This window comes from Paramixta manurensis (genome assembly GCF_013285385.1).
In the GTDB taxonomy this organism is placed as follows: domain Bacteria; phylum Pseudomonadota; class Gammaproteobacteria; order Enterobacterales; family Enterobacteriaceae; genus Paramixta; species Paramixta manurensis.
In genome coordinates, this window is the sequence record NZ_CP054212.1 from 3,272,804 (window position 1) to 3,295,217 (window position 22,414).

General features: G+C 48.3%; 40 protein-coding genes and 1 pseudogene. 32 read left to right on the forward strand and 9 right to left on the reverse strand.

Annotated elements, in window-relative coordinates; translation table 11 throughout:
* Positions 1–58 precede the first annotated feature (58 nt).
* Positions 59–262, reverse strand: a complete 204-nt coding sequence (locus PMPD1_RS15760) for a DUF2767 family protein (RefSeq protein ID WP_173634943.1) — start codon at positions 260–262, stop codon at positions 59–61.
* Between the two features lie 10 nt (positions 263–272).
* Positions 273–449, reverse strand: coding sequence for a hypothetical protein (locus tag PMPD1_RS15765; protein WP_173634944.1), 177 nt, complete (start codon positions 447–449; stop codon positions 273–275).
* A 491-nt stretch (positions 450–940) separates the two neighbouring features.
* On the opposite strand from PMPD1_RS15765, the gene PMPD1_RS15770 reads away from it, so the two are divergent.
* The 29 genes and pseudogenes from PMPD1_RS15770 to PMPD1_RS15910 all read left to right on the forward strand — a co-directional run.
* Entirely contained in the window at positions 941–1,189 is a 249-nt protein-coding gene (locus tag PMPD1_RS15770) for a transcriptional antitermination N peptide (protein ID WP_173634945.1), read from the forward strand.
* Positions 1,190–1,512: 323 nt separating this feature from the next.
* Positions 1,513–1,824 carry a superinfection exclusion protein gene (locus PMPD1_RS15775; RefSeq protein ID WP_173634946.1) on the forward strand — a complete coding sequence of 104 codons (312 nt, stop codon included), beginning with the start codon at positions 1,513–1,515 and terminating at the stop codon, positions 1,822–1,824.
* Positions 1,825–1,960: 136 nt separating this feature from the next.
* Positions 1,961–2,113 carry a hypothetical protein gene (locus tag PMPD1_RS15780; RefSeq protein WP_354292652.1) on the forward strand — a complete coding sequence of 51 codons (153 nt, stop codon included), beginning with the start codon at positions 1,961–1,963 and terminating at the stop codon, positions 2,111–2,113.
* Between the two features lie 16 nt (positions 2,114–2,129).
* On the forward strand, positions 2,130–2,336 hold the full coding sequence (locus PMPD1_RS15785) for a hypothetical protein (protein ID WP_173634947.1): 207 nt from the start codon (positions 2,130–2,132) through the stop codon (positions 2,334–2,336).
* Between the two features lie 110 nt (positions 2,337–2,446).
* Complete coding sequence (locus tag PMPD1_RS15790) at positions 2,447–3,382, forward strand: hypothetical protein (protein WP_173634948.1); 936 nt, start codon at positions 2,447–2,449, stop codon at positions 3,380–3,382.
* A 23-nt stretch (positions 3,383–3,405) separates the two neighbouring features.
* Positions 3,406–3,537 (forward strand): protease FtsH-inhibitory lysogeny factor CIII, encoded by a 132-nt coding sequence (locus tag PMPD1_RS15795; protein WP_173634949.1) that lies wholly within the window; start codon positions 3,406–3,408, stop codon positions 3,535–3,537.
* 109 nt (positions 3,538–3,646) lie between these two features.
* A complete protein-coding gene (locus tag PMPD1_RS15800; protein ID WP_173634950.1) occupies positions 3,647–3,964 on the forward strand; it encodes a hypothetical protein in 318 nt (105 codons plus the stop codon).
* Positions 3,965–4,813, forward strand: coding sequence for a phage recombination protein Bet (gene bet, locus PMPD1_RS15805; RefSeq protein WP_173634951.1), 849 nt, complete (start codon positions 3,965–3,967; stop codon positions 4,811–4,813).
* A complete protein-coding gene (locus PMPD1_RS15810) occupies positions 4,810–5,022 on the forward strand; it encodes a winged helix-turn-helix domain-containing protein (RefSeq protein ID WP_173634952.1) in 213 nt (70 codons plus the stop codon). Before bet ends, PMPD1_RS15810 begins: the two co-directional genes overlap by 4 nt.
* Positions 5,019–5,699, forward strand: coding sequence for a lambda exonuclease family protein (locus PMPD1_RS15815; RefSeq protein ID WP_173634953.1), 681 nt, complete (start codon positions 5,019–5,021; stop codon positions 5,697–5,699). Before PMPD1_RS15810 ends, PMPD1_RS15815 begins: the two co-directional genes overlap by 4 nt.
* A gap of 3 nt (positions 5,700–5,702) precedes the next feature.
* A complete protein-coding gene (locus PMPD1_RS15820; RefSeq protein ID WP_173634954.1) occupies positions 5,703–6,107 on the forward strand; it encodes a regulator in 405 nt (134 codons plus the stop codon).
* 3 nt (positions 6,108–6,110) lie between these two features.
* Positions 6,111–6,776 (forward strand): hypothetical protein, encoded by a 666-nt coding sequence (locus PMPD1_RS22780; RefSeq protein ID WP_354292654.1) that lies wholly within the window; start codon positions 6,111–6,113, stop codon positions 6,774–6,776.
* Positions 6,773–7,090 (forward strand): hypothetical protein, encoded by a 318-nt coding sequence (locus PMPD1_RS15830; protein ID WP_173634955.1) that lies wholly within the window; start codon positions 6,773–6,775, stop codon positions 7,088–7,090. The genes PMPD1_RS22780 and PMPD1_RS15830 overlap by 4 nt, the downstream gene beginning before the upstream one ends.
* Before the next feature lie 4 nt (positions 7,091–7,094).
* Positions 7,095–7,367 (forward strand): hypothetical protein, encoded by a 273-nt coding sequence (locus tag PMPD1_RS15835; protein WP_354292656.1) that lies wholly within the window; start codon positions 7,095–7,097, stop codon positions 7,365–7,367.
* Positions 7,360–7,728, forward strand: a complete 369-nt coding sequence (locus PMPD1_RS15840) for a hypothetical protein (RefSeq protein ID WP_173634957.1) — start codon at positions 7,360–7,362, stop codon at positions 7,726–7,728. Before PMPD1_RS15835 ends, PMPD1_RS15840 begins: the two co-directional genes overlap by 8 nt.
* Entirely contained in the window at positions 7,725–8,204 is a 480-nt protein-coding gene (locus PMPD1_RS15845; protein WP_173634958.1) for a class I SAM-dependent methyltransferase, read from the forward strand. Before PMPD1_RS15840 ends, PMPD1_RS15845 begins: the two co-directional genes overlap by 4 nt.
* A gap of 40 nt (positions 8,205–8,244) precedes the next feature.
* A complete protein-coding gene (locus PMPD1_RS15850; RefSeq protein WP_354292658.1) occupies positions 8,245–8,541 on the forward strand; it encodes a hypothetical protein in 297 nt (98 codons plus the stop codon).
* A gap of 9 nt (positions 8,542–8,550) precedes the next feature.
* Positions 8,551–8,991 carry a hypothetical protein gene (locus PMPD1_RS15855; protein ID WP_173634959.1) on the forward strand — a complete coding sequence of 147 codons (441 nt, stop codon included), beginning with the start codon at positions 8,551–8,553 and terminating at the stop codon, positions 8,989–8,991.
* Positions 8,975–9,475 (forward strand): HNH endonuclease, encoded by a 501-nt coding sequence (locus PMPD1_RS15860; RefSeq protein WP_173634960.1) that lies wholly within the window; start codon positions 8,975–8,977, stop codon positions 9,473–9,475. Before PMPD1_RS15855 ends, PMPD1_RS15860 begins: the two co-directional genes overlap by 17 nt.
* An 11-nt stretch (positions 9,476–9,486) precedes the next feature.
* Positions 9,487–9,783 carry a hypothetical protein gene (locus PMPD1_RS15865; RefSeq protein WP_173634961.1) on the forward strand — a complete coding sequence of 99 codons (297 nt, stop codon included), beginning with the start codon at positions 9,487–9,489 and terminating at the stop codon, positions 9,781–9,783.
* Complete coding sequence (locus PMPD1_RS15870; RefSeq protein ID WP_173634962.1) at positions 9,780–9,983, forward strand: hypothetical protein; 204 nt, start codon at positions 9,780–9,782, stop codon at positions 9,981–9,983. Before PMPD1_RS15865 ends, PMPD1_RS15870 begins: the two co-directional genes overlap by 4 nt.
* An 87-nt stretch (positions 9,984–10,070) precedes the next feature.
* Positions 10,071–10,823, forward strand: a complete 753-nt coding sequence (locus PMPD1_RS15875; RefSeq protein ID WP_173634963.1) for a methyltransferase — start codon at positions 10,071–10,073, stop codon at positions 10,821–10,823.
* 38 nt (positions 10,824–10,861) lie between these two features.
* Positions 10,862–11,107 (forward strand): DNA polymerase III subunit theta, encoded by a 246-nt coding sequence (locus tag PMPD1_RS15880; RefSeq protein WP_173634964.1) that lies wholly within the window; start codon positions 10,862–10,864, stop codon positions 11,105–11,107.
* A complete protein-coding gene (locus tag PMPD1_RS15885) occupies positions 11,104–11,406 on the forward strand; it encodes a hypothetical protein (protein ID WP_173634405.1) in 303 nt (100 codons plus the stop codon). The genes PMPD1_RS15880 and PMPD1_RS15885 overlap by 4 nt, the downstream gene beginning before the upstream one ends.
* A 65-nt stretch (positions 11,407–11,471) precedes the next feature.
* A complete protein-coding gene (locus tag PMPD1_RS15890) occupies positions 11,472–11,831 on the forward strand; it encodes a hypothetical protein (protein WP_173634965.1) in 360 nt (119 codons plus the stop codon).
* A gap of 64 nt (positions 11,832–11,895) precedes the next feature.
* Positions 11,896–12,168, forward strand: a complete 273-nt coding sequence (locus PMPD1_RS15895) for a DUF5405 family protein (protein ID WP_173634966.1) — start codon at positions 11,896–11,898, stop codon at positions 12,166–12,168.
* A 183-nt stretch (positions 12,169–12,351) separates the two neighbouring features.
* On the forward strand, positions 12,352–12,564 hold the full coding sequence (locus PMPD1_RS15900; protein WP_173634967.1) for a hypothetical protein: 213 nt from the start codon (positions 12,352–12,354) through the stop codon (positions 12,562–12,564).
* 107 nt (positions 12,565–12,671) lie between these two features.
* The gene (locus PMPD1_RS15905; RefSeq protein ID WP_173634968.1) at positions 12,672–12,872 is read left to right on the forward strand and encodes a helix-turn-helix transcriptional regulator; all 201 of its coding nucleotides are present in this window, start codon (positions 12,672–12,674) and stop codon (positions 12,870–12,872) included.
* A 300-nt stretch (positions 12,873–13,172) separates the two neighbouring features.
* Positions 13,173–13,682: pseudogene (locus PMPD1_RS15910) on the forward strand (tyrosine-type recombinase/integrase); the annotation flags it as partial.
* Between the two features lie 182 nt (positions 13,683–13,864).
* On the opposite strand, the gene PMPD1_RS15915 reads toward PMPD1_RS15910, so the two are convergent.
* On the reverse strand, positions 13,865–14,317 hold the full coding sequence (locus PMPD1_RS15915) for an RrF2 family transcriptional regulator (protein WP_173634969.1): 453 nt from the start codon (positions 14,315–14,317) through the stop codon (positions 13,865–13,867).
* Positions 14,318–14,470: 153 nt separating this feature from the next.
* Here PMPD1_RS15915 and PMPD1_RS15920 point away from each other — a divergent pair, with 153 nt between their 5' ends.
* Positions 14,471–14,848, forward strand: coding sequence for a DUF1360 domain-containing protein (locus PMPD1_RS15920; protein WP_173634970.1), 378 nt, complete (start codon positions 14,471–14,473; stop codon positions 14,846–14,848).
* Positions 14,849–14,861: 13 nt separating this feature from the next.
* Positions 14,862–15,545 (forward strand): class I SAM-dependent methyltransferase, encoded by a 684-nt coding sequence (locus PMPD1_RS15925; protein ID WP_173634971.1) that lies wholly within the window; start codon positions 14,862–14,864, stop codon positions 15,543–15,545.
* Positions 15,546–15,843: 298 nt separating this feature from the next.
* On the opposite strand, the gene PMPD1_RS22785 is transcribed toward PMPD1_RS15925, so the two are convergent.
* Both PMPD1_RS22785 and PMPD1_RS15935 read right to left on the reverse strand, forming a co-directional pair.
* Positions 15,844–16,197 (reverse strand): hypothetical protein, encoded by a 354-nt coding sequence (locus PMPD1_RS22785; protein WP_354292659.1) that lies wholly within the window; start codon positions 16,195–16,197, stop codon positions 15,844–15,846.
* 39 nt (positions 16,198–16,236) lie between these two features.
* Positions 16,237–16,764 carry an RrF2 family transcriptional regulator gene (locus PMPD1_RS15935; RefSeq protein ID WP_173636255.1) on the reverse strand — a complete coding sequence of 176 codons (528 nt, stop codon included), beginning with the start codon at positions 16,762–16,764 and terminating at the stop codon, positions 16,237–16,239.
* A 301-nt stretch (positions 16,765–17,065) separates the two neighbouring features.
* On the opposite strand from PMPD1_RS15935, the gene PMPD1_RS15940 reads away from it, so the two are divergent.
* Entirely contained in the window at positions 17,066–18,268 is a 1,203-nt protein-coding gene (locus PMPD1_RS15940; RefSeq protein ID WP_173634972.1) for an NAD(P)/FAD-dependent oxidoreductase, read from the forward strand.
* A gap of 36 nt (positions 18,269–18,304) precedes the next feature.
* Here the strand turns inward: PMPD1_RS15940 and PMPD1_RS15945 are convergent, their stop codons facing one another.
* The 4 genes from PMPD1_RS15945 to leuC are packed head-to-tail and all read right to left on the reverse strand — an operon-like array spanning position 18,305 to position 22,284.
* Positions 18,305–19,252, reverse strand: coding sequence for a LysR family transcriptional regulator (locus PMPD1_RS15945; protein ID WP_173634973.1), 948 nt, complete (start codon positions 19,250–19,252; stop codon positions 18,305–18,307).
* Positions 19,253–19,286: 34 nt separating this feature from the next.
* A complete protein-coding gene (locus PMPD1_RS15950; protein ID WP_173634974.1) occupies positions 19,287–20,201 on the reverse strand; it encodes an alpha/beta fold hydrolase in 915 nt (304 codons plus the stop codon).
* 39 nt (positions 20,202–20,240) lie between these two features.
* The gene (gene leuD, locus PMPD1_RS15955) at positions 20,241–20,861 is read right to left on the reverse strand and encodes a 3-isopropylmalate dehydratase small subunit (protein WP_173634975.1); all 621 of its coding nucleotides are present in this window, start codon (positions 20,859–20,861) and stop codon (positions 20,241–20,243) included.
* Positions 20,848–22,284, reverse strand: a complete 1,437-nt coding sequence (leuC, locus tag PMPD1_RS15960; protein ID WP_173634976.1) for a 3-isopropylmalate dehydratase large subunit — start codon at positions 22,282–22,284, stop codon at positions 20,848–20,850. The genes leuD and leuC overlap by 14 nt, the downstream gene beginning before the upstream one ends.
* Positions 22,285–22,414 lie beyond the last annotated feature (130 nt).

Consider the following 22,414-nt stretch of genomic DNA (forward strand, 5'->3'; position numbering starts at 1 on the left):
TCATTGATATTCAGGCAAAGATCTGATTATTTCCCCGTTTAGGTCAACACCCCGATCCCTATCTATCCAGCACCTTCGCAGCAGCCTCCATCGCCCTAACCAATAGCTCAGAACGCTCCTCAACCTTATGCGCCAGCGCCGTGCGGAGTGCATCCGCTATCACCATCTGTTTCGACTCCATGCCGAAATCATGCAGCGTGAACACCATGTCGCCCACCACCCTGCACATCTCATCATAAAGTTCGTCTGCTTCCTTTGACATATACGCCCCTCTATTTCCGCAACATGCTAATCGCGAACTCCACAGCCAAATCCGGCTCCGCATCAGCCAGTAACTCCACCATCTCCCGTATTGACTCGTTCGTGACCGCCCTTCCCTCAGCTATCAACTGAATCACAGCGTCACCTATGAGCTGTGCTGTAGCTGCCTGCGCTTTTTCCATGTCCATATAGCTCTCCTTTGTGGCATTTCAGCCTACCACCCCACCGCCGAGATGGCATTTACAAAAATAAATTCCTTTATAAAACAACACAAAACAAGATTAATACAATAAAATACAAATTTATGTGTTTACAAGAAAGTTTGTTTTCTTGTATTCTTATCCCATCAACAGGACGCACCACACGACAAGAAGTCGACGCTCTTTAAAAATATGGGATTGTCCCTGGAAGGTCCGGGGAACGAGTTTAACTAACAGGAGGTGCCAAATGGTGCACTAACGCGGTTAGACCGCTTATGCAGTGTCCTTAACTGGTTCTGCATCGCGAAGACGGCGTATACGGTCTGGCTCCCACGGCGACGTAGTGAGGGAGAGGAAGCGAAAGCATCACTGAGTTCCGGTTAGCGCCCGAGTTAACGCGTAAGCAGCTATCAAATGACGATGTGGATTTACCCTTCATCTGTATATCGGGTGAAGGCATAAATCTACCGGAGGTAACCATGACAATAGTCATTACGTATCTGGCGAAAGACAACGCCAAAAACCGCAAGTACAAAAAGACCGGCGAGTTTTTCGCGAAGAAAGACGCTGACCGGGCGATGGCAAAGAAGATTGCAAAAGCCTGGGCGAAGCTGACCCATGTTGATTTACCGAAACAGCATGAGAATTACAGTGGTCCAATATGCCTGCCGGAGGTTGCTATCTTCCGCGCAGGTCATCGTAAATCTAACAGCGTAACGGCGAGGTAATGATGCCCACATACGAGCAGCTTTACGCGTTTCTTCTTAAAAATTACAGGCCGTCAAGGTTCGAACAGCATAGCGACAAAGGAAAGCCTGACCGAATTTGCAAGATGTACCTTGATGACCTCCAAAAGTATGGCGTTGCGTATATTTCCAGACATGAAGATCCACTCGGGCAAGGTTTGAAATTTTACCCAAGCCTTGAAATAGAGCGTGGCGAGAGAATTGAATACCGAAACAGTGCCGGGCACTTAACGCATTTATTCTAGTCGGCTGCCTAACCCGCAGCTATTAGTCCCAGCGTGGACGCAGCAGATTAAGAGGTGAGTATGAGTAAGTTACGCGTTTGGCATATTCCACAGTTGCCAATGAAGGCGTTCTTCGTAGAGGTTGAATCTGTCGAAGAAGGCGTGCGAATGATGAATGCGCTGGCTGATTATGATTTGTTCCAACTTGATAACAACATAAAGCCTGATTACTGCAACGCCAACGGCATGCATATATGGGATGAAATCCTGACAGAGCAGGACTTAGTTGATATGGAGGTAGGTGACCGCTGGGTTGATTGGTTTATCGAGGTTGGTGACGATTATTTCGATGACCCGAGAGAATATCTCGAATCAATTAGCGAACCAGCATAGCCCGCCCGCGCGGATTTATTTCACCAGTCGCCATGAGCGGCTTTTTTGTGCCTGAGAAGGAGGAGTGATGAGTTAAGAAACAGGTGGGCCAGCGTTTCCAGTGCCACCCAGTGAATATCAAATTCAAGATACAGGCATGACGCTGCGAGATTACTTCGCCGCTAAGGCTATGCAGGGAGATATATCGTTTGATCCTCTTTCTCCCGGCGTAACTGATGAGCAGTTGGATATATATGCTAATCACTATTACAAAATTGCCGACGCAATGCTTAAGGCTCGCAGCCAGTAACCGGTAAGGAGGGGCTATGGAGTGGATTAAATTTGCAGGCGGTATTGATGAAGGAACATATATCGTCTGCACTGAAAATAAAATAGTTACAGAAATGAAATACATATCGAACAAATACGCAAAAACGAATCGCGGTAGAGCGCCACGGTGGGAATGGCACGGAAGAGTCAGCCCGTGGAAAGTCACTCATTTTATGGAAATGCCATCGCCGCCATCCGACTAACACCGCAATGCCGTTATACGTGACGGCATGACGATGTTACTCGACATCATCCACAACTTCTTTGCCCGCGCTGTGCGGGCTTTTTTATGCCCGTTATACAGGAGAGGGAAATGACAGAAACCACTGATTTAGCAGTACTTGAGATTAAGGCGGAGCAGGCTCCCACGCTCTATGTTCCGAACGGTCTTGATAGTTATTTGGAGCAGATTCGCCAGCAGGTTAATGAGGTTCCAGACCTGAGCACAGCAAAAGGTCGTGCGCGTGTGGCTTCACTTGCGGCGCAGGTGTCACGCAGTAAAACAGCAGTTGAGAAACCGGGACGTGACTACCTTCGTCACTTAAAGGAAGCTGTAAAGCCCGCAGAGGCTGAATTACGCCGATGGGTATCCGCGTGCGACACGCTGCGTGATGAAGTGCGACGACCTCTCACTGAGTGGGAAGCTGAGCAGGAGCGCATCAAATCTGATCAGCAGATGCTCGACTGGCATACCGAAGCGCTGGGAATGAACGAAGCGCACGATAAGGCAGCGGCTGAGCGTTTCGAATCAGATCACGAAGTCGCCCTACTCATGAATGAGAAATTCGACCGCGAAGCAGCAGAAGCGAAAGCCGAAGCTGAGCGAAAACGTATCGCCTACGAAGAAGAGTTAAAGCGTAAGGCGGCGGAACAGGCCCGCATCGAAGCTGAACAGAAAGCGCAGCGTGCGCGTGAAGAGGCTGCGCAGCGTGAACGTGAATTGCAGGCCAAGGCAGAGCAAGCTGAGCGTGACCGCATTGCCGCACAGGAACGTGCAGAGCGTGAGAAACAGGCAGCGATCGCTGAAGAACAGCGCAAAGCCAAAGCTGCGGAAGATGCAAGACTTGCTGAGGAGAAACGCATTGCTGATGAAGCTGCAAAACGCGCCGCTGACATCGAACACCGCAAGGCAGTTAACAACAAAGCTCTGGCAGATTTAATCGCAGCTGGCATACCTGAAGAATGTGCTAAAGCCTGTATTACAGCTATCGCAAAAGGTGCAGTAAGCGCCATCCGTATTACCTACTAATTAAATTAAAACAGGAGTTACCCATGATTTATGCAATCGCGGGTTGCCCGGTCATGGGCAACTTTCAGGAATCACTTTTAGACATTATCAAGCGCCGCATGAAGTGCGTTAGCAAATGGCTTGTTGACACGCTTAATCAGCCCGGGAGGCCGTAATGAAACTTCGATATTTCGATAAAGCTCAGGAGTTGTCACGGCTGGCTCTGTTAACCGGTAACAACCTCATCTGGCAGCAGGCGATGCAGATTTTACGGAGGGCGATTCAGTGAAGATAAAACTGACGTACAAAGACCGGCTGGAAATTGAGTCGATTATCGAAAACTTGTCTGAGTCAGATAACGAACTTATCTATGAGCAAGTTAAAAATATTATCGACAAAACAACAACAAATCCCGCCGAAATGTCCATGTGTGCATGGCTACCCAAACATTTCGATTACCCCATTATTGAATTGTGTCAGGAAGACACTCTGTCTCAGGATTTGGCTCACCAGTTCATCTGGGATTACCTAACCCGCGCTGCCAAGTGGGAGTACGCAGTTTCTATTTTCAAAAATAAATATAGCTACAGTGAGGTGGCATAAATGGCAAATGAATTAACTGTTACCTCTTCAGTTCTGGCAGAAAAAGGGATTGATGTTGCAACTTGGAGCGCTCTCAAAAACAGCATTTACCCAGGCGCTAAAGATGAGTCTGTAATGATGGCTCTGGACTACTGCCGGGCGCGCCAGTTGGACCCATTAATGAAGCCAGTTCATCTCGTGCCGATGAGCGTGAAGGATGCAAAGACCGGCAAAAACGAATGGCGCGATGTGGTTATGCCGGGAATTGGTCTTTACCGCATTCAGGCAGACCGCTCCGGCGACTACGCTGGCGCTCATGAGCCTGAATTTGGCCCGGATGTAACACAACAACTTAACGGGGTTGAGGTTACCTTCCCACAGTTCTGTAAGTACACAGTATGTAAGCGCATGCCAAGCGGTGAAATCGTCGAATTCAGCGCGAAGGAATACTGGATTGAAAACTACGCCACAGCTGGTCGTGATACCACTGCACCCAATGCGATGTGGAAGAAGCGCCCGTATGGACAACTGGCAAAATGTGCTGAGGCTCAGGCACTGCGTAAGGCGTGGCCGGAAATAGGACAGCAACCTACCGCCGAGGAGATGGAGGGTAAAACACTGGAAGTTAATGATCCGCGCGACGTAACCAACGTTGAAAGCCAGAAATCATTACCGGCAACTGCCAGCCATGAAACCCTTCAGTCGATTACTGACCTGTTGTCCAGTCTTGATAAAGATTGGGACGACGACTTTCTTCCGCTATGCCGTTCAATCTTCAAAAGGGAAATTTATGAAGCCGGTCAGTTAACGGAGGAGGAGGCCATTAAAGCCCACGACTTCCTGTCTAAAAAGGCTAAGGCGGCGGCATGACACCTTCCCTGCTTAATCTTCTGATGCGTGGTGGATATAGCTACAGCAACATAGCTGAAACTTTAGGGATGAGTAAAAGCAGAGTTCGCTGGTTTGTTATGGAACTGGAGCGCCGAAAGTGGATTGTTGTTAATAGGACCATCAACTGCACATGGAACGGACAAACCATCGGAAACGCAGTTAACAGGTACAGGCGAGGGATACTATGACACCAGAAATAATAATGAAGAAAACAGGGATTAACGTTCTCTCCGTAGAGCAAGGAAGCGATGACTGGATGAGGCTCAGGCTGGGGGTCATCACAGCTTCCGAGGTATCTAACGTAATTGCAAAGCCACGGAGCGGCACCAAATGGACGGATATGAAAATGTCCTACTTCCACACCCTTCTCGCTGAAGTCTGCACCGGAGTATCACCTGAGGTTAATGCTAAAGCACTGGCGTGGGGAAAGCAGAACGAAGAGGCAGCAAGGACGCTGTTTGAGTTCACCTCTGGCGTTGATGTTGTTGAAGCACCCATCCTCTACCACGACGAAACGATGCGCACAGCCTGTTCCCCTGATGGCCTATGCAGTGACGGACGCGGGCTTGAACTTAAATGCCCTTTCACCTCTCGCGATTTTATGAAGTTTCGCCTGGGTGGATTCGATGCCATTAAGAGCGCCTACATGGCGCAGGTTCAATACAGCATGTGGATAACCGGCAAGGATGCCTGGTACTTCGCCAATTACGACCCGCGCATGAAGCGTGAAGGGATTCATCACGTCATTGTCGAACGCGACGAAAAATATATAGCCGACTTTGAAGAGTTAGTACCGGAGTTCATTGAAAAAATGGATGAGGCACTTAGCGCAATCGGATTTCAATTTGGCGACCAGTGGCGGTGATTGATGAAAAAAAATCCCTTCTATCGGCGAAATGTTGCGGGGAAATATAGCGGGCTTAAGGAAAAGGTTGCATGGCAACTCAGCAAGCGCCCCATGTCAGGAAGTGAGTTAGCCACCATTTTGAGGATGGATGCTACTGAAATTAACCGCATGATGCGCTACTACATCACCGAGAACGCCGTTGTAACAATAACGGCAGGCGAATGGTTCAGGGATGAATCGGGATTTAAGGACAGAATATATACACTCGGAAGGAAAGCTAAGCGCGTTGCACCCCGCCCCACAAAATCAATCGTAGTAAGCCTCAAATCATTCAAAAACGCCAGCGAAGAACAGCGACAGAAAAACATTCTTGCGGCGCAGCGTCGTGCGCGGCTGATTGCTGCTGGCCTCTATATAACGGAGTAACCCATGACTAAATACTTTGTATCCGGCTGCATTGACGCAGACGGAGAGACTACGCGCGTCAGTGACAGTGAGGCGCAATTCTGGACTGTTTATGAGCGGGAGGATAATGGAACAAGTCAGGCTGTTGGTGACTGTGACAGCCGCGAATCTGCTGAGGCGTTTGCATCGCTGCTTAACTCCCTGACCATGCGCGCCGATGCTTTAGCGGCGGAGAATGTGGCCATGCGCCAGATAATCGACTCAGTAACCAACCTCGATAACGAACCCCAATACCACGCAGAGGGTATGGGATGCGGTCTTGAAGACCGGAATATTACTGACCGATACGATGCAATGCGCCATGGATGGGATGAAGCAATGGAGCGCGTTTACGCCGAAGTTATCCCGTGCGCTGAGGAGTTGGACTTTTTAGCCACTGACGATTACCTGGAATCGGTGCGCAATGAGGCCAGAGCTCAAGGCATACACTTTGCAGCTAACCGCATTCTTGCAGCGTGGGAAGCTGGCTTTATCAATGACACTCCGGCGCATGCATATGACATTTCCGGCGCTGTTCTGTCTGCGCTTGAGTTCCTTCCAAATGCGTCAGCCGAAGAGTTTAAACGTGATTACGCTGATGAAGTCAGGACAGCTATCGCCGCCCGCTTACGCAACGGGGAGACTGAATGATGATTGCTGCTATGGAACCCCAGCGCGACAAGTACGGCTACTGGACTCACCCCGACTATTTCGAGCCTGCAAACGGCAATGAATATGGCATGCTGGGCGAGTTCGATGCCTGGCTGAACGCGAACGGACTCGAATTCCGGGAGGAATATCGCGATGAGGATGAAATCGACCAGCACGGCGATGGTTACGACATTTCATCATGGCAGCCATCAGGAATAAAAGGTGATGGCTGGTTTGTCGGCTCCATTCATGACACTGAGGAAGGCGCGGTATGCATCTGGTTGCGCGTTAAGCAGGGAGGCGACCATGTGTGACTGCATGAAAAATACAGCCGAGAAAGTGCGCGGGCATCTGGAAAAACGCGTACCGATTAATGCTGAAGTATCAACTGGATTAGGTGATACGGGCTGGCAAGATGAATGGCTTTCTCTTGAAGACGGGAAACTTCACGTGATGCTCATTTACAAGCTCGCATATCGTGCACGAAAAAAAGACGGTTCAATGGCTAAAAATCTTACGCGCCTTTCAACTGGTGTCTCGATGGCTTATTGCCCGTTTTGCGGTGAGAAGTTTGGAGGCGACCATGCGTGAGCGTGAATACTTCGTTATCAGCGTAAAGCATAACCAGTGCAGTGACCGTTATGTCATCCTTTGGGGCGCTAACAATAGCGGCTATCGTGGGCGCGTTGAAAGTGCCGGTCGCTATCCCGAATCACTGGTTAAAGCGAAATTAGGATACTACAACACTGGCGACGATATTGCTGTGCCCTGCGATGTGATCGAAAGCCTGGCTGTGCCGGTCGATAAAGGATTTTTCGATACCGATGGCGGTAATTGGGTACTCAGCAACCGTAAGAACTGGCAAACGATACTCGCGCACGTCATCGAGCCACCAGCATACAAACCACAACCGGAATATCGTGGCGCCCGCCGCCGTGGGAGTGATTCATGAACCAGCCAATCCTTGACATGTGCTGCGGCTCGCGCATGTTCTGGCTAAACAAGACTGATCCGCGTGCGGTGTTCGCTGATATTCGGAAAGAATCACACACTCTGTGCGATGGACGGGCACTGCATATTGCGCCGGACGTTATCGCTGATTTTCGCGCGCTGCCATTCTCTGACAACTCATTTTCTCAAGTGGTATTCGATCCGCCTCATTTGGTTAACGTGGGCGAAAAAGCATGGATGGGTAAAAAGTACGGGCGGCTCAACCGGGAAACGTGGAAAGAAGACATCCGCCAGGGTTTTGTTGAAGCATTTCGCGTACTGCGGCCACACGGCACGCTTATCTTCAAATGGAATGAAACGCAGATACCCGCCAGCCAGATTATAGCCCTGACTGACAAGTCGCCGACAATCTGGCAGCGCACAGGCAAAGCCGACAAAACGCACTGGATACTGTTTCTGAAGGAAGGTGACGCATGAACCGCCCATACGACAAAACCAAACCGTTGAGTGAGCAGCCGTGGCTATTCAACAGGACGAGGAAAAAATCTTGAAAAGAAATGCTCTAACTAAAGCCGAGCTAGCATGGCTGGAAGCCTTGCAAGAATTACTCAATAAATGCCCGTCAAAAAGAATCGCGTTCTTCACTGTAGGTGATGATTTTTTGGGCTTGCACGATGCTAACCGAGAAAACGAAATCGCCGCAGAACTGGATAAAAACGGCGGCGAGTGGAGTAGCGCAGCCCAAAATATAGCGGCGGACTTTAACGGCTTTTGTCTTAATTTCCCTAACAGTGTTCATAGTACAGCAGGATAAGGAGCCAGCATGACAATTACATCTGAAAAGCTGCGCCATTGGGCGCAAATGGCGTCTTTAACATCTGAGGGTGCTTCATGTCTCAGCGCTGAGCAGTTAGCGCAAACAGCGGAATACATCGACGCCCAGGCGGAGGCTGTTGCAGGACTCAAAGCCTCGCTGGAGTGTTCATGTCGGCAAAACCAAAACCAGGCGGCGAGGATTGCTGAACTGGAGTTTATTCGTAATAGCGCCGACCAGGTGCAACGGGAATATGCGGAAGCCCTCGGATGTGCGGGTGACAATGAGTCGATTTTGGCAGCTATCGCCGACCAGGCGTCCGAGATTGAGAAAACCAAATCCCGTTACAATGAGGTGTCTGGATGGTACTGCAAGATGAAAACAAGGATGCTGGCAGCGGAGAAAGAACTGGCTTATTTTAAGAGACAGAGCAGTGAAAATAATACCTAGCAAAGATATTTTAGAAAAGTTCATCAATTACGAACCAGAAACAGGAGTTTTTATTTGGAAAGTTTCACCAAGCCCTAGGGTCAACATTGGAGACAGATCTGGATGGCTAGATTCCCAAGGGTATAGATATATCAGAATTGAAAACAAAACATATAAATCATCAAGGCTAGCTTACTTATGGATGACAGGAAATCAGCCAGTCATAGTTGACCATATAAACGGAATAAGGTCTGACGACAGATGGGAGAACTTAAGGAACTGTCTTGGTGATGAAAATAATTACAATAAGGGGAAGGAAAGTAAAAATAAATCAGGAATCACTGGGGTTTTCTGGTCAAGCAGAGATAAAAAATGGAGAGCAGAAATAACTCATCAAGGAAAAAGGAAAAGCCTTGGTTACTATGAAGATTTATTTTCAGCTTCTTGCGCCAGAAGGTCAGCAGAAATAACTTATTTTGGTGATTACAGACCCACAAGAAAATAAAGGTGATAGTCATGACTAAATCAGAACAGCGCAACGCCCCGGTTGCTGTGCCGGATAAGCATTATGATGCAGACGGTATTACCACCAGCGAGGCGGATATGATCTGGAATGCATGCATTGACGAAGTGCTGCGCCTCAACAGCGGGAGTGAGCCGGCAGTGAAGCCGGTGAAATTGCCGGAAGCATTATTGCCCGCTAATCACCGCAGCGGTGAAGCGTTTATGGCGGCAGATTCTGAGGGAAATTATTTGAACAGGGAGTTCACAATCAAAGCAATCCGGGCCGCTGGCGGGGAGATTGAAGAATGACTGAATCAGAAAAAGCGGAGTTGGTTGAAATCGCAACGAAGCGTCTGGCGCAATACCGGAAGATGAATGAGCACAAAAATTCAAATGTCATGCCGCGCGGAGGCATCGAATTTCAATATGAGCCGAGCATAGCGCTGATGGAAACCCTATTAGTGATGAAATCTACTCCCTCGAAGAATGCGAAAGCGTCAAAGCGCTGATATTAGAGCACAGCAACGTGACGCTGGAGTGTTCACCCGTTTACCGATAGCCGCGAAAGCGGTTTTTTAATATCTGGAGAAAAATAAATGCGAGTTGATAATGAAGTGCTCAACGTGTTGAGCGCTGCGGAATGTCATGGAAAAAATCTGGTGTTAACTGGTCAACTTGACCGTAATTTATACACACGCACCAACAAAGTTCTGGAAGCCGCGGGAGGGAAATGGAGCAGGAAAGAAAAGGCTCACATTTTTGATATTGATGCATCCGAGCGCATTGAGCAGATCATCCTGACTGGCGATGTTGTGGTGCCGAAAGATGATTTTGAGTTCTTCCCTACCCCGCCAGATGTGGTCAGACACGTAATTTATTTTGCAGATATTCGTGATGGCATGAGAGTACTTGAGCCCAGCGCTGGCCAAGGTGCGATTGCTAAAGCCGCTCATGATGCGGCAGCAGATGTGATAATTGATATGTATGAGCTGATGCCAGCCAACAATGATGCGCTGCACGCTCTAAATCTTCGTCTTTCAGGTATTGGTGAGCCAGTCGATTTTCTCACCGTGGTGCCAGCACCAATCTATGACAGGGTGGTAATGAACCCTCCATTTGGTCGGCAGGCTGATATTAAGCACGTTACTCACGCAATGAAATTCTTGAAACCGGGCGGCCTGCTGGTTTCAGTTATGTCTTCCTCGGTAACGTTCCGCAGCAACAAGCTTACTTCTGATTTCCGTCAGTTGGTTGAAGAACGCAGTGGTCACATCGAAGAGCTGCCAGAAGGTGCGTTCAAAAAATCCGGCACGATGGTTAACACCGTGATTGTGGTGATACCCAACTAGCTAATCATGGCGATATACTCCCCTAAGGAGGATTCGCCATGTCAAACAACATAGCAGCACGCAGCAAAGAAGAACGCGATAAAGTTAACGTTGACCTTGCGGCGTCCGGAGTTGCTTATAAAGAACGGCTGAACATGCCTGTAATCGCTTTCGAAGTTCAAAATCAACAACCGACTCACCTTCAGGAGTATTTCGTCGAACGGCTCCAGTTCTATCGCAGCGTGTCGGCTAAATACCCTAAAGGTGCAGACCCTATCTATGCGAAGAAGGAAGATTCAAAATGACACAAATTCTTTTGATTGGCGGGCCATTCGATGGGGAGATTCGTGAAGACCATTTCCTCGAATATAAAAATTTGAGAGTTACTAAGCCAACCTCTGTTTCGAGCGTATCGGCTCTGAGACGAGATTCCAACTCGGCAACTTCTCATGTTAAGGAGTGTTATCATAACTATAATATGATCTCGGTTCGTATCGAGGGAAAAAGTTATGCCTGTGCGACTGCAAAAACAATAAATGAACATGAAATTTTAGATTTAGTAAAGAAAGCAGCAAATGAATCTGGATTCAAACCAATTGAATAGAGCATGAAGTCTTTGGGGTGTTCAAAACCAATCTATCAGGTTTATGCGAAAACGGAGGAAGGGAAGTGAATCAATATAAATGGCCTACTTTTGGCCTAATCATTTTCCTTAGCGGCTGCATGGCCACCCCGAATGAAGCGCGGAGTGATAGCCCTCTTTTTACCGGGACAAGTACAAAGGCGCCCGAGTCCTTAGCCGAATGCATCTATGAGCAATGGACTAACCAGCGCGTTATGCTTGAAAGGGATAACACAACGCACACCGAAAGAGTTCGCAATATGATTACTGTTTTTACAATGAAAGACAGTATGTTTGCCGACATAACAGCCAGGGAAGGCGGCTCAGAAGTTAAATTTTATAAGACATTTGGAATGGGTTATACGGTATCAGGAAACAGACAAGACATCGTTAAAAATTGCCTTTAGTCATTCAAAGGTTGACCAATAACCTCGCCACGGCGGGGTTTTTTATTGCCTATAGGAAACCCTTATGCAAATCAATATCGGCGACAAATATGTTCTGACCGCTGACCAGTATCAGTACGTTATTCAGGAGAAGAAAACCATCAAGGAAGGCAAGAACGCTGGCGGCGAATACCTTTCACTCGTCGGCTATTTCCCGAAACTCAGCCAGGCTATCAGCGGACTGATTCATTTGGATATTCGATTGTCCGATGTTCAGTCATTACAAGCCATGCAGCAACATATTGAACGCGTTGCTATGCAGTGTGAGAGCGCATTTAAGGAGCGTGAGAATGTGTGATATCGCAGACGAAGCCGCTCAGCTAGAGGAGCACAATATCAGAGTCGCGCTGGCTAACATTAAAAAGCCGGAGCCTCGAGCTACAGAGTGTCAGTTTTGCGGCGATGACGAACTGATGCCTGGCAGCAATTACTGCTCGCCAGAGTGCTGTAGAAAACACGAACTGAGGCAGCGGAGGATGATGTGAATGCAGAACGTCAAAACGCAATCAGGGCAGTAGCGCGACGATGTAACGACGAAATAAAATCAGCAATAAAAACCAATCCCCACGTCAACCGCGACGACATATCCCGACCAATCATCAAAGCCCACTATCAGAAAATTAGCCCTTCATTTCGTCTGGTCGATTTGCTTTGGGCGATGGGCGTGATTAATGGCGTGCTTAAGGAGAGATAGTGATCACCCTTACCGAAATCCTCATGGCAATAGCATTCGTAATCATCGTAACGGCGTTATTCAAACAATTGTAATCAGGTTCGATTCCCATAATCGGAGTGCAACTCATGCAACATCATTTGCAACCAGACTCGCTTGTTGATCTGAAGTTCATCATGGCAGATACTGGATTTGGCAAGACCTTCATCTATGACCGGATCAAGTCTGGCGATCTACCAAAAAGTAAAATCATTCATGGCCGCGCTCGATGGCTATATAGTGACCACTGCGCATTCAAAAACAAACTCCTAAATTGCCCTAATGGGTAAATTAGCGGGTAAAATAAAAACCACACTTGATTTACCTCTTTTATATCAATCCCCTGCTATATATATTCGATGTATGCAGGGGACGCCAGTTAGCAGTTCGCTATTCTCCGTTTTAGTTCGCAAAATCCCATCTACAGCAAGACATCGATAAAACATCCGTTCGCCATAGTTCCCGGGCAGAAACCCCGGCTTCGGCCTCGCGGAGAATACTGATGATCTGTTCGTCGGAAAAACGCTTCTTCATAGGGATGTCCTCACGTTGTTGATGAAGACATTACTAACATCGCGGTGTATTAATCAACGGGGAGCGGGTCAGCCAAGATAGCGACTCAGGTTCTTCACTATACAGCATTACGCACCAAGGAACTCCGGTCAATGGTATGGAAAAACGTCGACTTTGAGAACAGGTTAATAACCATAGACGCTTCGGTAATGAAGGGCCGCCGTATTCATGTTGTCCCAATGTCTGACCAGGTTGTCGAGCTACTGAACTTCTTAAAAAAGATAAACGGCCAATATGATATTTGTTTTGTTGGGCGGAACGACAAGAAGAAGTCGATTAGCGAAAACACCATCCTTGGTGTAATCCGGTGCATTGGATATGAAGGGCAAACATCAGGGCATGGATTCCGACACCAGTTCAGTACGGTTCTTAACGAGAAGCACTGGAACAGTGATGCCATAGAGGCCCAGCTGGCCCATGTAAACGGACAGGGGACGCGAGGTGTTTACAACCATGCTGCATATATGGAAACGAGGATAGCAATGATGCAGTGGTGGGCTAACTGGATAGATGGTAAGACTCAATAACCGCACGGACTGATGACTCAAAACCCGATACGAAAAGTATCATCATTACAACGGAGAGCTGACGCCGGAAGAGTCAGAGAACAGATACCGTTTTTACTGTAAAACCGTGGCCAGTATTACTTGACCACTACACCCTCACTCCTTTCAATTACTGCTTCACAGAGTTGAAGGAGTAATTAACGCTACAAGCAGTCTTCTCTGGTTCCAGTTCCTCCAGGGAAATGCCTTTCGAACCCTTCACTTAGGTCTTCCAGGCTAATTTCAGAAAAACGTGACAGGAGTGCCTGTTCAGCCTCTTCCAGCACATTACCCAGAGCCTGATTTACCACCGCTTCAACGGCGCATTCCGGGCATTCATCTCCTCCACCGATGGCGAAAAGCTGCTTAACCCCTACAGCGTTGTAGATATCGAGCAGGCTGATATCCCGCATAGCAACAGCAATACGCCAGCCACCGTGATGGCCTTTTACCGATGTGACAAACCCCGCCTCGCGTAACCCGGCCAGAGTCCGCCTTACAACAGCACTGTTCGTCCCAAGCATCATGGCAATTTGTTCTGAGGTATAGACTTTATCGTGCCGCGCCATATGCAGTAAAACGTGCAATGTACGGGAAAGCTTGTTGTCCTGACGCATATCGCCTCTTCTCTTCAATCTACACTTATGTATCTTACAATGATACATAAGATTGACAACAACGAATATCATGTGATTTCATAAGTCACATGAAGGATCGCATCGCTATGCAAACAGGAAAAATTGCCCTCACAGACCTGCAAGGAACCAACAATGACTTCTATATTATCTTCAGATTTTTCAGTATGCCTAATGATTGCTCTGTCATCTGCCAGCTTGTCTATGACGATTACGCAAACCGAACTTTTCGCGTCACTACGAGCATTGGCGGCCAGAAAAAATGGCCTATTAGGGCATCTGTTCAGTTGTTTTTACTGTATGAGCCACTGGATGGTTGCGACCGGTATGCTGATCTACCACCCGGCTCTTTTACACAGTGGCATCAGCCTGTTCGACTGGGTAATGACAGCTTTTATCGTACTAACCATCACCACCTTTATTAATGGCTTACTGTTTAAAGTTTTTCAGGCCGCTATTCGTACTCATGTGATGAAGCATGAAGCACAACAAATACTGAATCCACATAAGTAAATGACAGGTACATATGAATACCAATGACATTTTTAACAGTGAATTTTCCCGCCAGTATGATGCCAGTAATTCACGTTTCAGCGCGATTAATGACAACCTGCATTTCCTGGTCGCACTGCTGCTGCGTGATCTCCCCACTGATGCACGTATACTTTGTGTCGGTGTGGGAACGGGTAACGAAATTATTTACCACGCAGTCAAAAACCATGGCTGGCACTTCACTGGTGTTGATCCCTCTCCCGATATGCTGGAGGTATGCGCCAGTAAACTGGAACAAGCTGAGATAAGAGACCGTTGCACTTTAATAGAAGGATATCTTGATAATATACCGGACAATGTAGCTTATGATGCAGTATTGTGCCTGCTAGTGACTCATTTTATCCAGACGAGTGACCGGGGTGACATCTACCGTCAAATAAAAAAGAGATTAAGGACTTCTGGCAGGTTGATTGTTGCTGAAATCGCGGGAGATACCACTGCTGGTAATTTCGACGAACAACTGTCTGGTTGGGCAGCCCTCCAGGCTGTCTCCAACCCAAACATACCAATGCTTGATGATCTCAAAACTTTGCTACGAAAAAGATTGCTTCTATTGCCCCCTGAAAAAACTGAAGAGCTAATTTTCAATGCCGGATTTTCGCCACCTCATCATTTCTTTCAATCACTATTAATTCATGCCTGGATAGCTAATACATAACAAGAACATACACTTCTAACCCTTGCTATTTTTGTAATTAACTATCCCACATATTATTTTTTATCAAAAATTTTGGAAACAGGGAGTTTTCCTTTGATTAAGACTCCACTCCCAAAATTCTTTCTTGAGTTCATCACTCACTAAGGTTTTCTACATGCTGTTGAAAAATCTTTAATTATTTTTTTGGTATAAATGTTGGAATAAATATGAACAGTTATAAAGTTTATTCTTTAAATCATATGTTCGTAGTGGTTGGTTGACAGTCCCCAAGCGGGTAAAGGACGTGTGCCGCACCAGATTAATACTGATTGCCTGAACAAATCGGTAAATGGGTATACCCGGGCTTGTTGGCCATATAGAGGGGAGCACATGTCGGTTTTCGGGGTTGTGGATCGACCGGTTCATCGCTTTCTGTAATGTGCTGCTGTGCCTGCTTTTTCGCGATGTCGCCTTTTTCGTCGGCGTTTTCCTGGCCGTGACTGAAATCACCCGCGACCAGTAACTTCGCAGGGAGATGAGCATACCTGGCATAGTCGAGCGGCGAAAATGCGAGCATAAATAGCATCATGATCATCGCACCAGCGTATAAGAATTTGACCGGTAAGAACTCTTTAGTAGCATGGAAATGATGCGCGCCGCTAAAGATACTCACCGCCGGTAACCGCTTCGGCGTAATAACGCTTCCATCACATCAATCGTTTTTACTGGTGCCCTTCCCGGTTCGCCGTTCGTCCAGCCAGTCGCTTACCTCAATAGGGTAAGTGTCAGGCGCCAGGCGGAGCATTCGGCGTGTCAAATCTAAAATAGTATGTTGAGCAAGCGCTTCATACATTCTTGCTTGTGCGATTTCCATCACCTGCCTGACACCACACGGCTGAGCGCACGCCCACTCCGGCGGCGAGCCGTCGAATACCGCCATACGCTGGCGAATTTCTTTACATTCGAAAACTTTTTTTTCTTCATCAATTGCTTTTACTACGTCCAGGACGGTTATTTGCTCCGGCGGCCGTGCTAAACGAAACCCACCGCCGCGACCTTCATTGCTTTCAACTAACCCGGCTTTGGCTAATCGGGTAAAAATTTTGCCCAAAAAAACGTAAGGAATATTATGAAGACTGGCCAGTTCACGGACACTCATATCGATTGAATTCCCTTGAGAATCAACCATACACATCAAGCTATGTATTCCGTACTCAACCCCAGAACTAAAGAAACTCATCATGACCCTGCTTGTTCATTAAACCTGACTAAGACCCGCCCTTACACGCCAGCAAGAGGATAGCATCAACTCGCGAACGTTGCGCATTCATTGATGTAACCCATCACTACGAAACATAACCAGGATAATATTTATCCAAGATAAATTCAATAACAGCAGAGGCAGTGATATTATTTATTTATAAAACAAAGGGTTATTTTTTAATTTTAATTATCAGTGCTTGATATGTGGATTTTTATGGATCTTTCTAGGATTATGTTTATCCTAGTATGACGATTAGTTAAGAACTCACGAGGAAGATATGAGCGATAATATTGTTGTAGTGGGTGCCGGTTTTGCCGGTATGTGGGCGGCTTTAAGTGCCTCTCGCCTTGCGGCACTTCATAAGCGTAATGATATTAGGGTCACGGTTATTGCCCCTCAGCCTGAATTAAGCGTTAGACCGCGCCTTTATGAAAAAAAAGCGCGGACCTTAATCGCCCCCCTATTACCTTTATTTGAAAAAACCAATGTTCACTTCATTAAAGGGAAGGTGGTTAAAATCGATGATGCCTCACACAATATTTACTACCGCGATGAGAATGAAGATATAAAGGCGGTAGGCTTTAGCAAGTTAGTCCTCGCAAGTGGGAGTCAGATAAACAAAACGACGATTAAAGGCGCGGATACTTACTCGTTTGATATCGATCAGGCAGAAAGTGCCGATGTGTTTGAAAAGCATTTACACGCACTCTCCTCAGAGGAAGAGAGCCAGCAACGAAACACCTTTATTATTTGTGGCGGCGGCTTAACGGGTATTGAGTTAGCAACCGAATTGCCTACGCGTGCCCGTGAAATTTTAGGTGAGGACGCGGATATAAAAGTGATGGTTATTGACCGGGGCACACGCGTTGGCGCTAATTTCAGCGCTGAAATGGCCGGGGTCATCTCCGAGGCTTCAGAAAAACTTGGAGTAGAATGGCTGCTTAACAAAAGCATTGAAGAGATAACCAAAGAGGGGGTGTTATTAACGGATGGCACCTTTATTAAATCAAGAACCGTTGTTCTGACTGCCGGAGTTAAAGCCAGCCCCTTAACTGCGCAACTCAATACCCCAAAAGATAATCGCGGCAGACTTCATGTTGATAGCGCTTTACGAGTAGCAGGTTATGAAGATATTTATGCCACCGGCGACGTTGCTTACGCGGCGTGCGATCAAAATGGTAAATATGCGCTAATGACCTGCCAGCACGCTATTCCTATGGGAAAATTCGCTGGCAATAATGCCGCCGCGGCAATTATCGGGCTGCCCCCGCTGCCCTATAGACAAGAAAATTACGTCACTTGTGTGGACTTGGGTGCATGGGGTGCCGTATATACTGAAACATGGAATCAACACGTGAAATCGATCCAAAAAGAAGCCAAGAACATTAAAGTATCTATCACCAACCAACTGATTTATCCCCCTGAGGCTGACCGGGAGATCGCTTTCGAGAAAGCCGACCCGCTTTCAGCTTTTGTGTAAAGCGGCAATCCGGAGCATTGCTTGGGTATGGCTACATCACGTCGCAGGCCAATGCTGAGAGAAATAATCGGTAAGAAAATCGATACAGGCTTTCACCCGGCTGGAACTTGACGGACGACGAGGATAAACCGCCCAAATATTCGCTTCTTGATACCACGCCGGTAAGACCTGAACCAAATCGCCACTCTGCAAATGATTAGCCACATCCCAGCGCGAACGCAACGCAATTCCATGCCCGCGCAACGCCCAGGCTAATACTACGCTGCCGCTATTTGAAGCGTGGCGACTATTTAACTGGCAATGCACCTGCTCCTCGCCATTGGTCAGCAGCCAGTGGCCAAAAACGGCGCTTCTTTCCTGAATAATCAGACAGTCATGATCGGCAAGATCATCAAGCGATTGCGGCACACCCTTGCGCTTTAAATATTCCGGCGCGGCACATAGTATGCGCTGATTTTTCATCAACTGCCGCGCTATATAGAGATCTTTAACGTCGTTTCCGATATGGATTTCAATATCCACGCCCTCTTCGACTAAATCGACCTCTTTATCGCTAAGCAGCAGTTTCACGTTAACGTCCGGATGTAAGTTGATAAATGCCGATAACGCATCCGCAACATACTCATGTCCAAAACCGAAGGAACAACTGAGAGTAATATTACCGGTTAATGCGCCGCGCACGCCCTCCAGATGACTGACGAAATCATCCATGCCGCCCACCACTTGTAGCGCGCCATCCAGCGCGCTCTCACCTTCCGGGGTCAAACGGATCATGCGGTTATTACGGAAAAACAGCCGCGTATCCAGACATTTTTCCAGAATCGCAATCCGTTTGCTGACATAAGAGGGAGATAACCCCAGCTCAGCGGCCGCCCGCGCAAAACCACCGTGACGCGCAACGATGATAAACACATACAAATCTTCGACTGAAGGCCACCCCGCAAGAGGCTGGCGATAGTGCTTCCCGACAAAACGTGTTTTCATACCGTGTGAGTGGCGCAGTAGTGAATGTCTCTGGCTATAATACCTTTTTCAAAAAAGGCTGCACCTTCTGCAGGAAGAGATCCGGTATCTCCTCTTGTGGGGAATGGCCGCAAGGTAGCGCCTCGCCTGATACGCTGATGGCTTTATCGCGCCAGGTTTCCACCACATCATACAAATTCCCTACCGTTCCTTGCCCGCCCCATAACAGTTGCAGCGGACACTGGATGCGTTTATCGGCATCTTGTGCGTCATCCTGCAGGTCGATAGTGGCCGCGGCACGATAATCTTCGCATACCGCATGGATCATCTCAGGCCGTTGGTAACAGCGGAGATACTCATTAAATACCGCTTCCGAGGTCGCGCCCGGTGTTTTTAGCTGCCCATCAATATGCTTACGCAGAAAAAACGCCGGATCATGCCCAATCATCGTCTCAGGGAGCGGCGAAGGTTGGATCAAAAAGAACCACCAGAAATAGCGGGTCGCAAACGCTTGATCGGTGCGCGCATACATGGTGGCGGTAGGCGCGATGTCAATAAAGGTACAACAGGTGACCTGCTGCGGATAATCCAGTGCCAGCCGATGACCGACGCGCCCGCCGCGATCGTGCCCAATCAGCGCAAAACGCGCATGCCCTAATCGTGCCATCAACAGGACAATATCCTGCGCCATCAACCGTTTTGAATAGGGCCGATGTTGCGCGTCGCTAACGGGCTTATCGCTGTCGCCGTATCCGCGCAGGTCAGGCAGAATAACGCGATACGCTTTTGCCAGTATCGGCGCAACTTTGCGCCAGGTAACATGGTTCTGAGGATGACCATGCAATAACACCAGCGGCGGCCCCTCACCGCCGCTCGCCACACGCAGCGTAATACCGTTATCCAGATGAACATCCTGCAAAGTAAAACCTGAAATAAAGGGAGAAGCGCCAATTTCTTCAATGGCTTGCATAAGGTTTACCTGTAATATTCCGCGTTATCGTCGTCATCCTCAGCAACGCGCCGGACGTTTTAACCACGGGCGCGTCGCGTAGTGCTGCGCCTCAAACTGTTCAATGTCCGACAAATAGTGCAATGTCCAGCTAATCGCATCTTCGCCGCCCGATAAAATCTCGCGTTTTAACGCTTCAACAGAAAAGGTCAGGCGCTCATCGCCAGCAATAATTTCACCGTTCTCTAGCGAAACCGTAATCCGATTGCTATCCGGTGTGGCGGCCAACTGGCTGAGACGCGAGAAAACCCTCTCCTCCAGAGAAACGGTTAGTACGCCATTACGTAGGCAGTTATCGTCGAAAATACCGGCAAAGGTGGTGCCAAATAGCGCCCGGATACCCAATTGCCTTAAGCCCCAAACCGCATGCTCACGGCTCGAACCACAGCCAAAATTGGGGCCAACCAATAAGAAAGTCGCCCCCTGCCAGCCGGGTTGATTCAGGATAAAATCAGGGTTCGGTTGTTGATTAGCGTTAAAGCGACGGTCGAAAAACACGCCGCGATCCAGCCCCTGGCGATCAATACCTTTCAAAAACTGTTTCGGCATGATGACATCAGTATCAATATTCGCTTCCAGCATCGGCGCAATAATGCCGCTGAGTTGATTAAAGGCTTCCATGTTGACCTCCGGAATTAAGCAGGATACGCACATCTTCTAAATGCCCGGCAATCGCGGCGGCGGCCACCATCGCCGGGCTCATCAGATGCGTTCTGGCCCCGGCGCCCTGACGTCCCGGAAAATTACGATTGGTGCCGGATGCACAGCGATCGCCAGGGGCGAGGACATCTTCATTCATCGCCAGGCACATGGAGCAGCCTGACTGACGCCACTCGAAACCGGCCTGAATAAATATCTCTGCCAGCCCCTCTTTTTCTGCCTGCAACCGTACCTGGGTAGAGCCCGGCACGATAATGCCGCGAACATGGCGGGCTATCTTACGCCCCTGAATCACCGCCGCAGCCGATCTCAAATCCTCAATCCGCCCATTGGTACAGGAGCCGATAAAAGCGTGGGTAATGTGGATGTCACGCAGCGGCGTTCCGGGCTTTAGGCCCATATACTGCAACGCTTTTTTCATCGATTGCTGTTTAACCAGGTCGGACTCATGCTCCGGATCGGGAATACAATCCGTAATCGTACCGGTCTGATCAGGGCTGATGCCCCAAGTGACTTTCGGCTCCAGGTCACGGCAATCAATCACCACCGTTTTATCGAAGCGCGCGGCCGGATCGCTGCGTAACCCTTGCCATTCGTTAAGCGCCTGCTGCCACAACTCGCCATCCGGCATCTGTGGTTTTCCGGCAATATAGGCGAAGGTTTTTTCATCCGGTGCAATAATTGCCCCGCGCGCGCCAGCCTCTACCGCCATGTTACACAACGTCATACGCCCTTCCATGCTCAACGCGGCAATGGTTTCGCCATCAAACTCAATCGCATAACCGGTGGCGCCAGAGGCGCTAATCTGCTCAAGTAACGCAAGGATGATATCTTTCGCGGTACATGCATACGGTAAAACGCCCGTCACCGTAACACGCAGGGTTTTAAGCGTGCGGTAAACCAGGGTCTGCGTCGCCAGTAAGTGTTCGATTTCCGAAGTGCCGATACCGAACCCTAAGGCGCCAAACGCACCATAGGTGGTGGTATGACTATCCCCGGCAGCGATAACCATGCCCGGCATTACCAGGCCTTGCTCATGCGCGACCACATGTTCAATTCCCTGGCGTTGATCCAGCACGTCGAACAGCTCGATACCAAAGTCAGCGGCATTCTTTCTAAAATAATCAACCTGAAGCTGACCGCCGTCATCGGTCATATGGATATCACGCTGTGGGCGGGTAGGATTAACGTGATCGATATTGAGCAATATATTTTCGGGGTGGCGTACCCCCCGTTGGTTTTCACGCAGCCCGCTAAACGCTTGCGGACTGGTATATTCGTTCAGAATGGAGCGGTCAATATACAGTAAAATATGACCTTCGTTATCCAATTCCCGAATGGTGTGCGATGCGATTATTTTCTCATACAGCGTTTTAGCAGACATAGGCTCACCCAATACAACCGTAATTAGAATAATTTATCTGCTATGGATGATTTCAGATATCGGGTCATAAAACAAACCCAACGCCCCTTCCTGAATGTGAATTACTGCATCACACTTCGTGCATGATGAG